Raw genomic sequence first — 13,892 nt, forward strand, 5'->3', positions numbered from 1 at the left:
GCGAGTTGGAACCACCCCTTCCCATCCCGAACAGGACCGTGAAACGACTCCACGCCGATGATAGTGCGGATTACCCGTGTGAAAGTAGGTAATCGCCAGGCTCTCCCTTGAAACCCCTCAGTACGCACGTACTGGGGGGTTTTGCTTTTGGGGCGGCTGATTTATAGCGACCAATTTGCAGCAACCGGTCCGCGGCGGCGGTGTTGCGGTCCCGAAATGCCCGTCTAGCCCGTCGGTGCGCCGGTCGCGGCCATATCCCGTACCCTCAGCCGCACGGCCGGATCTCCCAGCACCACATAATTGCGCGCGTCATCGCGCGCCACCCATCGCAGCGCGATATCGGTATCCGGTACCGCGGCCCCCGCGCAGCGGTCGCGCAGCAGGTCGGCCAGCTCCGTGCTCAGCGCGGCCCAGCGGATATTGAAGCGATCGGTGGCCTGCCCAACACGCTCGCCACGCAACAGGCTGCCGACCACATCGCGGAATCCCTGCGTCTGCGGATCGGCACGCTCGGACTGGAAGCCGTAGGCCCATGCCCGGTCGACATGCCCGAGCACGGCGAGGGCGCCGCCATGGCGATGCGCGAGCAGGCGCTGCGGCAGGCGCGCGGTGAAAGGGGCGGGTGCGAGGCGGGCAGGAACACCCGCGCTGCCTGCGGAGATGCCGCTAAAATTGTCGAATTCCGGGCATCCTGCGCCAAAACAGGCAAAACAGAACTGGATAAGCCCGTGACACTGCGCGTCGTCGGGGACGTCCTGCGCGGCGAACCAGTGCTCGGGACCGATCTTGCCGTAGCCGGGCCAGTCCTGGCAGACCAGGGCACCCTGGGTGTCGGCGAGGCGCGCGTCGTCGGCGCGCAAGGCCATGCCATGGGAGCCGGTGAAGAGCAGGGCAGGCTGGCCACCGGGGCTTTTGCCGCGCAGGACGTCGGTGAGGGCGGCTTTGCTGGCGGCTTCGCCCAGCAACGCCTGCATCGAGAAGCCCTGGCGTTCGCCCAAGGGCTTGGCCTGCGCGGTGCCCTGGCCGAGCGGTGTGGCCAGTTGCCGCGTGAGCAGCTGGGTGGCGCGGTCGAAGTCGTGGCAGGTGGCGAACAGCGCGATGCTGCGGCGAGCCGCCACGCTGGCGGCGGTTTCATAGGCAACGACGCTGTCCGCATAACTGCGGAAATCCGCCATCTCCTGAAAGTCCAGCCGGCCGACCGCCCAGTAGAGGTCGAGCGTGTACTGGAAGGCAAACGAGATCTTGCCGGGGGGGCCGATCAGGACGAGGTAATAGGGCACGCCCAGCGCGGGATCGACCACGTTGAGCGAGACCTTGTGCCGTGCCAGCCAGGTCGCGGCGGTCTCGCCCGGCAGGCAGCCGTCGGCGCCCTGGAACACCGTGATATCGCCCGCCTCGCGCCGCCGCCAGGCGATCAGAGGCGCCAGCGCATCCAGGTAAGGCGCGGGATCGACGTCGGAGGGGAATAGCAGGCCCCAGCCGGCCTCGCCCAGCTTGTCGCCGTCGATGTCGCCCAGGACGGCATAGGTGTCGGCCTGCCGGGCCTTCTCCGCGGCCCGTTCTGGCGCGCGGCGGCCGGCCTGCTCGTGCGCGGCGAAGGCCTCGATGCCCTGCGCATCGAGTTCCGCCAGCGGCCGCCCGGTGTCAGCCTGGATGCCGAGCGGGAGCGGCATGGAGTCGCCGCCGCCGGCCGGCGTCGGTTCCGGTGCCGGGCTCATGATGCCGCTCCGGTCAGTGCGGCCTGCCAGATCAGGTGGGCCACCTCGGGGCCGTCGATATCGTTGTGCGCGCCCGAGACCCCGCTCTTGTGGCAGATGAATTCGCTGGCTTCGATGTTGAGCACCTTGCCGCGCGCCATGTCGTAGCGCCCGTCGTAAGGCATCATGGCCGCGTCCGCGCTGCCATCCACGCCCTGGATGCCGAAGGCGCCGATCGCCCCGAAGGTGGGATAGGCCTGCGCCGGATCGAAGGCAACCTGGCCGGCCACGCCCGCGGCCCACGGATAGAAGGTGCCGACCGCGCTGTCATGCCGGGAGCGGGTGACCACCAGCGGGCCGCTGACCTTGCCATCTTCCAGCAGGTGGCGGCAGTAGCCAGCCGTGCCTGGCCGTACCGGGATGTCCGGCGCATAGGCCCAGAGCGACATCGCGCCCTGCACCAGCACGCACGAAGCCACCGGGCGGCGCAGCGCCGCGGTCCCGCCTGGGCCGCCCAGCGTGGCGGACATGACGACGGCGCCGAAGCTGTGGCCCATCAGGTGCATGCGCGCGCCCGGAAGCGCGTCCTCGATGCGGTTCAGCAGGGCATGCACGCCTTGCTCGCCGACGGTCTGCCCCCGTTTTTTCATGCTCCAGAAGGACAGCTGGCGCAGTGGCGCCAGGATCCCGCCCAGCAAGCCGCTACCGCCGAAGGCGGCGCCGAGCTGGCTGGCTTCGGCGAAGGCGGCATCGGGATCGAAGGGCAGCCGGTCGGAGCCGGCGTCACCGCCCACGCCCGCGCTGCCGAGCGCAAGCGCCTGGTCGAGCTGCCGGTAGGCCTGGCGCGCGTCCTGCGGCAGGCTGGCGGCATCGGCCTGGGTGCGTGCGGCTTCGAAGATGGCGGCGAGCGCGGCGCGCACGGCCGGGGTATCGCCGAGGCGCTGCGCATAGGTGTCGATCATTGCCTGCGGGCCGCCGCCAGCCTGCGGCGCAAAGCTGGCACCGTCGCCCATCTCCTCGTCCCCCCAGGGCAGGCTGGGCCAGTGCAGGCCGATGTGGGCAACGGCCAGGCCCGGATGCCGCGCGCGCATTTCCTGCTCGTCGCCGACACTGCGCGAGAAAGCGCCGATCCAGCGGTCGTACTGCGCGCGCGCCGCTGGCAGGTCGCCCTGCCAGCCGTGGCTCCAGAAAAAGACATCGGTAGGCGGTGCGGCCTGCCATTGTTCCAGCAGCCGCGCGGACAGGTATCCGCCGGTGCCGTCGGGGTCGTCGCTGCGTTCGTTGCCTGCCTCGTCGAGCGCCAGCAGGGCGTAGGTGGCGCTGCTGCCGGCAATGTCCTGGATTGGCATGAGAAATCCCTCGTCTGAGAACCTGGCCGGCGGATCTTTGTCGATGCGCCGGCCAGTCCGTGGTGCCCGGCGCGCTCAGCGCGGCTCGCATGCGCTTGGCTGCGGTGTATCGCCCGGGAAGAAATCCGCTTTCTGTCTGGCGGTAAAGCCGCCGCCGGCAATGGCGCAGGCTTGCCTGCGCCATTGCTCCATGTCCAGGTCCCAGATCGCCGCCAGCGCGGTCCCCGCGGCGTATAGCCAGCGCCCGTCATCGCTCACGGAGAGCGCGGCGATCGGTTGCCGCTGGTCGCGATACAGTGTCTGCGGGATGGGCAGCGGCCGGTCGGTCTCGCGATCGAGCAGGAAGAGATTGCCGTGGTCGTCCCCGGCGACGACAAACGGCGCGTCGGGCACGGCCAGCGCGGTAATGACGCCTGCCGCATCCTGCTTGAGGATGATGGGTGCGGCCTGCGCCGGCGGCGGCAAGGCCGCGGCAGCCTTGGGCAGCGCCAGCCGGTACACCTTGCCGAGATAGTTGCCGGCCACCAGCGTGGCGCCGCGCGCGTCGAAGGCAAGGCTGGTGATCTGGCCGCGCGGCAACGCCTCGAAGCGCTGGACCAGGATCGCTTTGGTATCCAGGCAATCGGCGCCGGGTGGGCCGATCCGCCACAGGCTGATCTTGTCGTCCTCGGCCACGGCCAGCTCGGCCGTTCCCGGCCTGAAGGTGGCATAGGCGGCGTGCACGAGCGGATCGGGCAGCGGGATGCGGCAGGTGGCGGCGTCGGCGGCGGTCGATGGCGCGGCTGGGGTGGCGGTAGAGCCAGATCCTGCCGGCGCGGCCGCGCCGGCATCGGGCGCCAGGCGCCAGAGTTCGAGGCGACGGTCCTCGGCCGGTTCGCCAGAGCGGATTGCCAGCAGGCGGCCGTCCTCGCTGAGTGTCAGGCGGGCGCCGGCACCGGCCATGACGCCGGGCAGGATGGCCTTGCCGCTGCCGTCGGCCGCGAGCAGCCAGATCTGGCCGTTGTCATCGGCCACCGCAAGACGCCGCGCGCCGCGTGCCCAGTCCAGCGCCCGCACGGGGGCGGCCGGCAGGGCGACGGGCCGCCTGCTGGCCGGCTTGCCCGCCTCGGTCTGGAGCAGGACGAGCTTGCCGTTCTCGGTCGCGGCAACCAGAGGCGGGGCGATGCCGGCCAGCGCCAGCAGCAGCGGGGGCGCGCTGTCCTGCCCGCGCGAAACGATGGTAGCCATCGGGTGCCGCGGCGCGTCGAAGCGCATCTGCAGCAGTTCGCCTTGATCGGTCGATGCCAGGAGGCGCTGGTCCTTGCCCGCCAGCGCGAGTCCGGTGATCTGGCTTGGCAGGTCGAGCAGCTCGTTGCGCGTGAATTGCATGCGCTCAGGTTCGAGCCGCCAGCGGATCACGCGGCCGTCCCAGCCGCCCGAGAGCAATTGCCCGTCGTCGGTAAACACCAGCTGCACCACGGCGTCGTCGTGGCCCAGCAGCGCACGCGGCCACAGCGTGCCATCGGCGGTGCGCCACACGCTGATGCGGCCGCCGCGCGTGCCGGCCACGGCAAGGCTGCCGTCCGGACTGACGGCGATGCTGTGGTAGCCGGCGAACCAGTCGGTGTTGTCGGCCGGCGCGGCCAGCTCCTGCTCGGGTGTGCCCAGCACCGCCGGCGCTGCCTGCGCATCATCCGGCAGGCGCCACAGCCTGGCCTTGCCATCGCGCCCCGCCGTGGCAAGCTGCCGGCCCTGGCCGAACAGCGCAACGTCGGTGACGCGCAGCGCGTGCGCGCGCCCGCTTGCAATCGGGCTGCGCCAGGTGTCCCCGGCCTTGGTGAGATCCCACACCGCAATGCGGCCGCGGTCGTAGCCCGCCACCAGCCGCTGGCCGTCGCCGGACAGCGCGGAGACCGGACCCCATCCGCCTTCGCGCCTGGCCCCCGCCGGCAGCGACAGTACCGTCGCGCGTGCCGGCTGGGCGATATTCCACAGCGCCACGCTGCCGTCCTGCCCGCCGGTGGCCAGCGTGCCGGCCCCCGTCAGCGCGACCACGCGCACGCCCTCGGGATGCTGGTTGCGCAGCGCGGTCTCGTCGAGCCGCACGGTATGCCCGCCGGGACCGAGCCCGGTGATATCCACGATCCAGTGGCCACCGCCCAGGCGCGCGCTGACCCGATAGCCGGCATCGGCCTGCACCGCCAGCATCTGCTGGTCCGCGCGCGCGAGGTAGGTCTCGATATGGCGGGCGCGGTTCATCGTGCCGACCAGCGAGCGCCGGAAATCGAAGGCTTCCGGACGCTTATGGCTGTGTTGGCCGCGCGTGCCTTCGACCGCGGCCAGCAGCGCGGCGTCCGGCGCCGGTCGCGAGCTGAGCAGGGAGAACAAGGCGTTCTGCATGGCGAGGTCCTGCTTGGTCGTGCGCAACTGCCACGCCAGCACCACCACCACGATGAGGAACAGCAGCGTGGCGCCCGCCAGCGAGTAGCCGAAGATGTGCCAGCGCCGGGCGCGCTCGCACTCGGCGCGATGGCGCTGGTAGGCGGCCAGGAAGCGGTTCTCTGCTTCGCTGTGCCGGTCTTCCGCTTCGAGCAGGGTGTCGTCGAGTTCCTCGGTGGAGGTGAGCTTGCCGAACACGCCCGGGTTCTCGCCCGACAGCGCCCACGCCCGCGCCAGCTGCTTCCAGTGCGGCAGGTACTGGGTGCGCCACTGCGCATTGCTGGCGCGGACCGGCTCGATCAGCCGGTCGTGCGCCAGTTCGAGCCATTGTGCGTCCTGGCGGCTCTGTGCGCGCACCAGGTGATATTGCTGCAGGATGTCGAGCTCGGCCGCGGTGGGGGAGTTGCGCAAGCCTGCATCGAGCGTTGCCTGGGCACGCATATTGTTGGCGGTGATCAGGCTGTTTTCGATCCAGTCGCGCACCACGCGCTGGCGCAGCCGCGTGCCGCTGGCCGCGTCCAGCGTCATATTGCAGTAGGAGGCGAGCGCCGCGCTGGTATCGAGCTGCTGCACCTGCTCGAGCGTGATGGTGCCCCCGCCCGCGGGCGGCCCGTCCGGCCCGAAGCACGCCTGCCACAGGCTCAGGGCAACCACCTGCAACTGCACGGGCTCGACGAAGCGCCCCTCGCGCAGGCTGACCTGGCCGGCGGCGTCGCGCGTGCGCACCTGGGCGAGGTCCTTCACGAGCCGGCGCGCGGCGTCTTCGCGGAAGTCCACGCCGGCCGCCATAGCCGGGCCGCGCAGGGCTTCCAGCGCCTGCTCCCTCGACAGCAAGTCGATGCGCATGGTGTTCGTGAGGCGCGTCGGTACCAGGTCGCGGTAGGCGTCCAGCCACGAAAAATACTCCTCCCGCATCGCCACCAGGGCCCAGACCGGGCTGCCGCTGCGGCCCAGCAGTTCGCCCAGTTGCGCGAAGAAGGCCTGCTTCGCGCCGGTGTCGGTACTGTCGAGCGTGAAGATCTCCTCGAACTGGTCGAGCACGATCAGCAGCCGCCGCGTGCGGCCGCCCGTGCTCTGGTCTTCCAGGCGCGCCAGGCAGGACAGCAGCGTATCGTCCGGGCGCGGCCTGAGTTCGCTGCGCGCGGCCCAGCAGTGCAGCACGCTGGTGACGTAGCGGTTCTCGCCCTCGTACGGCACGCTCACGCGCGCGGTCGGCAGCACGTCGAAGCGGTCCGCCAGGCGCGGGCGCAGCCCGGCCTCGATCAGCGAGCTCTTGCCCGCGCCGGAGGGCGAATACAGCAGGACGACGCGGTCGGCGATGAGGCGGTCGCGCAGTTCCCCGATCTCCGCGTCGCGGCCGAAGATCGGGTCGGTCTCGCCCAGCGGCATCGGCCCGATATAGGGCCCGCGCGCGCTGGCGCGTGGCTCGGGGGTCTCGGGTGCGGCGTTGGCGGGAGCGGGATTGGCTGCCATCTCATCCTTCCAGGCGCCGCAACAGTTCGGTGGTGAACATGCCCACGTCGCCCCAGTACAGCTTCAGGCGCGCCTTGTCCTGGAAGTAGCGCTCCAGGTAGCGCCGCGCGCTGACCGGGTCGACGATGCTGTTGGGGTCGAGCTGGGCGGACAGGTGCTGGTACTCCTGGCGCAGATCCGCGCCCTCCAGGTTGAGGATGCTGCGGAACAGGATGCGGAATTCCCACGACTGCACGTCGAAGCCGACGAACAGCAGCGCGCTGTCGTTGAGCCGTGCGCGCACGGAAAGCGGTATCGCATTGCGGTTGACCGAGACGCTGGTGAGGTAGTCGAAGTACTGGTCCTCGGTGAGCACCAGCGAGCCGGGCTCGCGCAGATCGCCGAACAGCTTGAGCACCATCGGCGCCTGCGCGCTGGGATTGGCGCGCTTGCGGCCTTCGGCCAGCGTGTCGTCGCAGGCTTCGGCCTGGCGGTTCCAGCGGCACAGCCGGATGCCGGGATCGGCGCCGCCTTCGCGCAGGGCGTCGGCCAGCAGGTCGCTGGGGTCCGTCGTCAGGTAGACCGGCAGCTTGAGCCGGGCCATGGCGCGGTACGGGTTATTGCCATCCTGCTGGCGCTGCGCGCGTCCCACCGCGCAGACCACGTCGCCGAGCTGGGCGATGATGTCTTCGTTGCGCAGCGCGCAGAGCGCCGGCGGAAGGATGTCGCGGTACTGCTGGCACAGGTGCTGGTAGGCGAACTTGTAGAACAACCGGCGCGGAAACACGCCTTGCTGGGACACCGCCAGGTATTGCGCCACCTGCGGCAGTTCATCGCGCTCGTGCGCCGCCATGGGGAAGTGATAGGCCTCGGCCCACATCTGCGCCAGCTGCAGGCGCGAGCCGAACACCGTCTCGCTCATCGCCGGGCCGAGTATGGGCGTGGTCTCGCCATGCTGGATATTCTCGATGACGGCGTGCCAGGCATCGGTGCCGTCACCTTCGTCTGGACCGAAGCCCGGCGGGTAGAAGATGCGGCCGCTGTCGAGCCGCGTGAACACCGCCGGCATCCACCAGTCAGGGAACTGGCTGACCGCCGCGCGCGCCACGCCGGCCGCGCGGTCCACCTCGCCGTGATCGCGCAGCTCGCCGAAGAACACCGGCATGAAGGCACTCATGGTGGCCATGCCCACATTGCCCTGCATGGCCAGCACCGCCGGCACTCCGGCCTGCGCCAGCAGCGGGCCCAGCGCCATCAGTGTACTGCCGCCGCGCGCGGCGCCCGCGCCGGCGCTCTGGCAGGAGCACAGCACAACCAGGCCGGGCGGGCGGTCCAGGGTGCCGATGCGGTTGACCAGCACGCTGCCGGGCACCAGGTCGCGCGAGCCATCGATGCGTTCGAGCCACAACATGGGCTCGCCGTCCACCAGCGCCCCGTGGCAGACGAGATAGAGCACGTCCACGCCGTCGCGCAGCGCGCTCAGCAAGCGCTCCACCGACGCCTGCCCGGGTTCGGCGAGAACCGTGACCGGCACCGGAGCCAGCGCGGCGGCGGCCCGCGCGGCCTCGCCCGGCGCGTCGATCGGCGTCAGTTCCGGGCCGAGTCCGCTCGGATTGGCCACCACCACCACGGCCGTCACGTCGTTCTTGGCGCGCAGCTTGGGCAGGCGCATCTCGCGCGCGAACAGATAGCGCGAGAAGAAGCAGCGCTGCGCGATGAAGAGTGCGTGCTCGCCGGCGGGGTCGAACAGGGTTTCCCAGGGCAGCGCGTGCAGCTCGCGCGCCTCCACGCTGATACGCAGTCGCACGCGCAGGTCCAGGCGGCGCTCGTCCGCCGCGGCTTGCGCGGCCACGAAGGCGTCGCGCACCACCGGGTCGGCGAACAGGCTGGCTGCGAGGGCGCGCCCGCAAACCTGCGGATCGGCATCGCGCAGCGCAGGCGCGTCCGGCGCCAGCGCCAGCGGCACGCGCGGCGTGATGGCGTCGCCCTCCGGCACGCGATGCCGCGCTTCCACCTCGTACCTGCCATCGCTATCCGTACCGATGACGATCTCGAGTTCCGAGTAGTTGCGGGGCATGGGCGTCTGGCCGGCTACGCGCAATCGCGCCGATCGCCTGGCAGCACCAGCGACCTGGAGCGCGCTGGCAGCGGGGCAACGCGGGTGGGGTTGACCTGGCCGCTGCTGAACAACGCCTCGCAGTCGCGGCGCGGTGCAGCTTTCAGCGCGATGGTGATCATGGTCCCTCCCCGCAGGTCCGGGCTTTGCGCAAAGGCGCGCGACGGCGCACCGCACCGGTCCCGGCAAGGCAATGCTGGCGGCCCGCGAAGCGGGGGCCTGTGTTTATTCATCCGTTCTGGCTTCCCTAGCTAATGAATATGATATTTGCGAAAAATGCAATTTTCGTCGCCGTCGCCGTGGCGGCGAGGGCAGGGATGGTGATGCAAGCGCCATCCGGCACGGAGCCGCGTGCCGTTGCGTGCGACGCGGCGCAAGCACGCATCCGTTGGCACCTGCCGATCACCGGGCCGTGATGTTGGCCGCGTTGGCCGCGCCCGGACACCGCGCCTGTGCGATGCCCGGAACCCCATGCCGAACGACGCAACCGCCCGCCGGAGCCGGCGAACGTTGCCGCCGCCGATGCCGCTGCTGATGCCGATGCCGCTGCTTAAGCCGCCGCACGCCGGCGCCTGAGCCCTGCCGGGCTGCATTCACGCGGCCGCGCCATCTCCGCAGGCCGCCACAATCTGCGCGATCAGGCCGAGCAGCAGCGGCGCGTAGCGTTCGACATCGCGCGGCTTCTCGCTGGCCTTGTGCGGAAAGCTGATATTGAGTCCGTACCATTGATGGTCCGGCCCGCGGAAGGCCGCGCCCACGGCGGTCAGGTGACCGGGCTGGTAGTTGGCGCTGCAATAGCCCAGCGCCTGTGCCTGCGCGATGCCCCGCCTCACCTCCCTGCGCAAACCTGGCCATTGCTCGCCGGCCTTCTCGGCGATCTTGCCAACCAGGTCTTCGCGCACGCCGGCGGGCAGCGCGGCCAGATAGGCCAGGCCGATCGCCGTCAGCTCCATCGGCACGCGCGTGCCAGGCGCCACGCGCCGCGTGCGCGACACGCTGTCGCGGCTGTGGCGTACCGATGCCAGGTAGACCATCGCAGTCTGGTCGCCGACCGCCAGCCCCACGTTGACCTTCTCCGCCTCGGCGATCTTGCGCATCAGCGGCAGGGCGATATCCGCCACCACGGTGGCATGGCGGAACGCATCGGCCAGGCTCAGCACCACGGCCGCCAGCCGGTAGGCACGCTCGGTGGTGTCGTAGTGCAGGAATCCGGCATCGACCAGCGAGCGCGTGAGCCGGCTCACGGTAGGACGCGGCAGGCCCGTACGGGCGGCCAGGTCGGCGTTGGTCAGGCTGGAGGAGCCGACGCGAAAGGCACGCAGCAGCGTCAGGCCGCGCTCGAGCGACTGGCTGCCTTCGGTCTGGCGGGTGAAACGGCCGGTGCTGTGCGTGATCTGGCGGGTCGAGGTGGCAGCGGGCATGCGAGTGGATTGGCGCACCTTGCGAGCCGCCAGTAATTTCGGTATCCGAAATTGTAGTGTAGCGCCGCCGACGGCATCGGCGAATACTGTCGGCTAGTGGTGCGGCGCCGGCAAGCGGCGGCGCGGCCTTTCCCCGTTCTCCATCATCCACCCGGAGCCTTCGCCATGACCTTGGCATCCCAGCCGAAAATCCATCTGTCCCGCGACCAGCACGTCGCGCAGATCGAGATCTCCCGCCCACCCCACAATTTCGTCGACGCCGATGTCATGCGCCGGCTGGCCGAAATGCTGCTGCAGCTCGACGAGGACGACAGCTGCCGCGCGGTGGTGCTGTCGTCCGGTGTCGGCGCCTTCTGCGCCGGCGCGGATTTCAGCGCGCCGGACCAGGGCAGCGTGTCGCGCGATCCGTCGGCCTTCTACGCGCAGGCCATGAAGCTCTACCGCAACCGCAAGCCGATCGTGGCGGCGGTGGAGGGCGCAGCCATTGGCGCCGGGCTGGGCCTGGCGCTGGTGGCGGATTTTCGCGTGACCTGCCCGCAGGCGCGCTTCAGCGCCAGCTTCAACCGGCTGGGCTTTCATCCCGGCTTCGGCATGAGCGTGACGCTGCCGCGCCTGGTGGGCGAACAACAGGCCGCGCTGCTGTTCTATACCGGCCGGCGCATCGGCGGCGAGGAGGCGGTGCGCATCGGACTGGCCGATGAACTGGTGGCACAGGGCGAAGTGCGCGCGCGCGCGCTGGCGCTGGCGCACGAGATCGCGGCGTCGGCCCCGCTGGCCGTGGAAAGCACGCGCGAGACGCTGCGCCTCGGCCTGGCCGACCGCATCGCCGAGGCCAACCGGCGCGAGCTGTCCATCCAGCGCGTGCAGTTCGCCACCGACGACTTCCGCGAAGGCGTGGCGGCCATGGCCGAGCGGCGTGCGCCAGTATTCCAGCGCCGCTGAGGGAGGCCACATGCACAAGCCAACTCCGGCTTCGGCCGGCCCGCTGGACGGCATCCGCGTGCTCGACCTGACCTCGGTCGTGCTGGGCCCGCTGGCCACGCAGGCGCTGGCCGACCTGGGTGCCGACGTGATCAAGGTTGAAGGCCCGGAGGGCGACCTGATGCGCGCCAACGGCGTCTCGCGTCATGCCGGCATGAGCTCGATCTACCTGGCGCTCAACCGCAACAAGCGCTCCGTGGTGCTGGACCTGAAGACGCCCGCGGGCGCGGCCGCGCTGCGCCGCCTGATCGCCGGTGCCGACGTGCTGGTCCACAATATGCGCGTGGCCGCCATCGAGCGGCTGGGCTTCGGCTATGCCGCGGTGGCGGCGCTCAATCCGCGCATCGTCTACTGCGTGGCCACCGGCTTCGGCCAGGACGGACCGCATCGCGACAAGCCAGCCTTCGACGACATCATCCAGGCCGCCTGCGGGCTGGTGGCGCTGGGCTCGGCCGCGGGTGGCCGTCCGGAATACGTGCCGAGCCTGATCGCGGACAAGACCACCGGGCTGGCCCTGGCCAACGCCGTGCTGGCCGCGCTGCTGCACCGGGAGCGCCATGGCAGCGGCCAGTCGGTGGAAGTGCCGATGCTCGAAACCATGGCCAGCTTCGTCATGGCCGAGCACCTGGCCGGGCTCACCTTCGAGCCGGCCACCGGTGCCGCCGGCTACGCGCGCCTGCTGCAAGGCGGGCGCCGGCCGGCGCAGACCGCCGACGGCTGGATCTGCGCGCTGCCCTATACCGACCGCCACTGGAAGGCCTTCTTCCACGCGGTGGGCCGCGACGACCTGGCGGACAAATACAACATCGCCAGCCGTGCCCAGCGCAATGCCAATATCCGCGCGCTGTACCAGCACCTGGGAGACATCACGCCCACGCGCACCACGGCGCAGTGGATGGCGTTGTTCGGCGAGCTCGACATTCCCGCCACGCCGATCTGCACGCCGGACGAATTGCCGCAACATCCGCACCTCGCGGCGGTGGGGCTGTTCCAGCAGACCGAACATCCCACCGAAGGCCCGCTGCGCGAGATGCGGCCGGCGACGCGGTTTTCCGCCACGCCGCTGTCGCTGCGCCGCCATGCGCCCGGGCTGGGCGAGCACACCGAGGAAGTCCTGCGCGAAGCCGGGCTGGGGCCGGACGAGATCGCGCTGGTGGCGGGCGGCAGGAACGCGGCCTGATGCAGCCCGCAATGCAGGCGCACAAAAGACAAGGAGACAAGGCATGAATTTCGCACTGGACGAAGAGCACCAGATGCTCAAGGACCTGGTCGCGCGCTTCGTGCGCGAGCAGCTGATTCCGCTGGAAGCGGGCGTGCTGGCGCGCGAGGCGCAGGGCGGCCAGCTCGCGCTGCTGCCGCAGGAACAGGCGCGGCTCGACGGGCTTTCGCGCGAGCTGGGACTGTGGGGCCTGGACGCGCCGGCCGAGATGGGCGGCGCCGACCTGCCGGTGGTGGCCATGGTCGGCGTCAACGAGGAACTGGGCAAGACCATCACGCCCTATGACCTGCCGCCCGATTCGCCCAACTTGCGCATGTTGCTCAAGGCCGCCGACGAGGCCCAGCGCGCGCGCTACCTGGAGCCCTACGCGCGGGGCGAGACCATCTCCGCCATCGCCATTTCCGAGCCGGGCGCGGGCGGCGACCCGGCCATGATGTCCACCCGCGCCGAGCGCGAAGGCGACGACTGGGTGCTCAACGGCCGCAAGATCTGGATCAGCCGCGCCGCACGCGCCGACTGGACCATCGTGATGGCGGTGACCGACAAGGCGCGCGGCGCGCGCGGAGGCATCTCCGCCTTCCTGGTCGACCGCGGCACGCCCGGCTTCAAGGTGGAGCGGCGCATCCCGATGATCGGCGGTGCTTCCACCTATGAGGTGGTGCTGGAAGACTGCCGCATTCCTGGCACGCAACTGCTCGGCGTGGAAGGCCAGGGCTTCGCGCCGATGCAGGCACGGCTGTCGAGCCGGCGCGTGCAGATGGCGGCCTGGTGCATCGGCCGCGCCCAGCGCGCCCTCGACATGTTGTGCGAGTACGCGCCGCAGCGCCGCACCTTCGGCGCTGCGCTGGCCGATCGCCAGGCCATCCAGTGGTGGGTGGCCGATGCCGCCACGCGCATCCATGCCTGCCGTCTGATGACCTACGAGGCCGCCGCGCGCATCGACGCCGGCGACGAGGCGCGCACCCAGGTGTCGATGATCAAGGTGTTCGCCACCGAGATGGCCTGGGACGTGATCGACCACGCCATGCAAGCCTTCGGCGCGATGGGCATGACCAAGGAAATGCCGCTGCAGCAGATGGCCAACGAAACGCGCCTGATGCGCATCTACGAGGGGCCGTCGGAAGTGCACCGCTGGGTCATCGCGCGTGACCTGCTGGGCCTGAAGCGCTAGCGGGCCAGCCGCCCCGCGCTGTGAATCAATGCCATATCCGCACCGGGAGAACCCACTGCCGGGCGGAG

At 70.5% G+C, this 13,892-nt stretch carries 9 protein-coding genes and 1 rRNA gene; 4 read left to right on the forward strand and 6 right to left on the reverse strand.

The annotated features are described in order from the left end of the window. A 5S ribosomal RNA gene (gene rrf, locus AB4Z48_RS04775) occupies window positions 1-101 on the forward strand; the annotation flags it as partial. Window positions 102-224: 123 nt separating this feature from the next. Here the strand turns inward: rrf and AB4Z48_RS04780 are convergent. The 6 genes from AB4Z48_RS04780 to AB4Z48_RS04805 all read right to left on the reverse strand — a co-directional run bounded on the left by AB4Z48_RS04780 (window position 225) and on the right by AB4Z48_RS04805 (window position 10,453). After that, the gene (locus tag AB4Z48_RS04780) at window positions 225-1,718 is read right to left on the reverse strand and encodes a C25 family cysteine peptidase (protein ID WP_441612735.1); all 1,494 of its coding nucleotides are present in this window, start codon (window positions 1,716-1,718) and stop codon (window positions 225-227) included. After that, a complete protein-coding gene (locus AB4Z48_RS04785; RefSeq protein WP_441612736.1) occupies window positions 1,715-3,046 on the reverse strand; it encodes a hypothetical protein in 1,332 nt (443 codons plus the stop codon). Before AB4Z48_RS04785 ends, AB4Z48_RS04780 begins: the two co-directional genes overlap by 4 nt. Window positions 3,047-3,121: 75 nt before the next feature. Further along, window positions 3,122-6,937: a WD40 repeat domain-containing protein gene (locus AB4Z48_RS04790; RefSeq protein WP_441612737.1), complete on the reverse strand. Its 3,816-nt coding sequence runs from the start codon at window positions 6,935-6,937 to the stop codon at window positions 3,122-3,124. A 1-nt stretch (window position 6,938) separates the two neighbouring features. Further along, window positions 6,939-8,993 carry a CHAT domain-containing protein gene (locus AB4Z48_RS04795; RefSeq protein WP_441612738.1) on the reverse strand — a complete coding sequence of 685 codons (2,055 nt, stop codon included), beginning with the start codon at window positions 8,991-8,993 and terminating at the stop codon, window positions 6,939-6,941. Window positions 8,994-9,007: 14 nt separating this feature from the next. After that, window positions 9,008-9,154 (reverse strand): hypothetical protein, encoded by a 147-nt coding sequence (locus tag AB4Z48_RS04800; protein ID WP_441612739.1) that lies wholly within the window; start codon window positions 9,152-9,154, stop codon window positions 9,008-9,010. A 471-nt stretch (window positions 9,155-9,625) separates the two neighbouring features. Continuing rightward, window positions 9,626-10,453: an IclR family transcriptional regulator gene (locus AB4Z48_RS04805; protein WP_441612740.1), complete on the reverse strand. Its 828-nt coding sequence runs from the start codon at window positions 10,451-10,453 to the stop codon at window positions 9,626-9,628. Window positions 10,454-10,618: 165 nt separating this feature from the next. Between AB4Z48_RS04805 and AB4Z48_RS04810 the strand changes: the two genes are divergently transcribed. From AB4Z48_RS04810 to AB4Z48_RS04820, 3 genes are read left to right on the forward strand one after another with little or no spacing between them, the layout of a single operon-like run. Beyond that, complete coding sequence (locus tag AB4Z48_RS04810; RefSeq protein WP_441612741.1) at window positions 10,619-11,395, forward strand: enoyl-CoA hydratase/isomerase family protein; 777 nt, start codon at window positions 10,619-10,621, stop codon at window positions 11,393-11,395. Window positions 11,396-11,405: 10 nt separating this feature from the next. Then, entirely contained in the window at window positions 11,406-12,614 is a 1,209-nt protein-coding gene (locus AB4Z48_RS04815) for a CaiB/BaiF CoA transferase family protein (RefSeq protein ID WP_441612742.1), read from the forward strand. A 43-nt stretch (window positions 12,615-12,657) separates the two neighbouring features. Next, a complete protein-coding gene (locus AB4Z48_RS04820) occupies window positions 12,658-13,824 on the forward strand; it encodes an acyl-CoA dehydrogenase family protein (protein WP_441612743.1) in 1,167 nt (388 codons plus the stop codon). Window positions 13,825-13,892 lie beyond the last annotated feature (68 nt).

The organism is Cupriavidus sp. 2TAF22 (assembly GCF_052115045.1).
In the GTDB taxonomy this organism is placed as follows: Bacteria; Pseudomonadota; Gammaproteobacteria; order Burkholderiales; family Burkholderiaceae; genus Cupriavidus.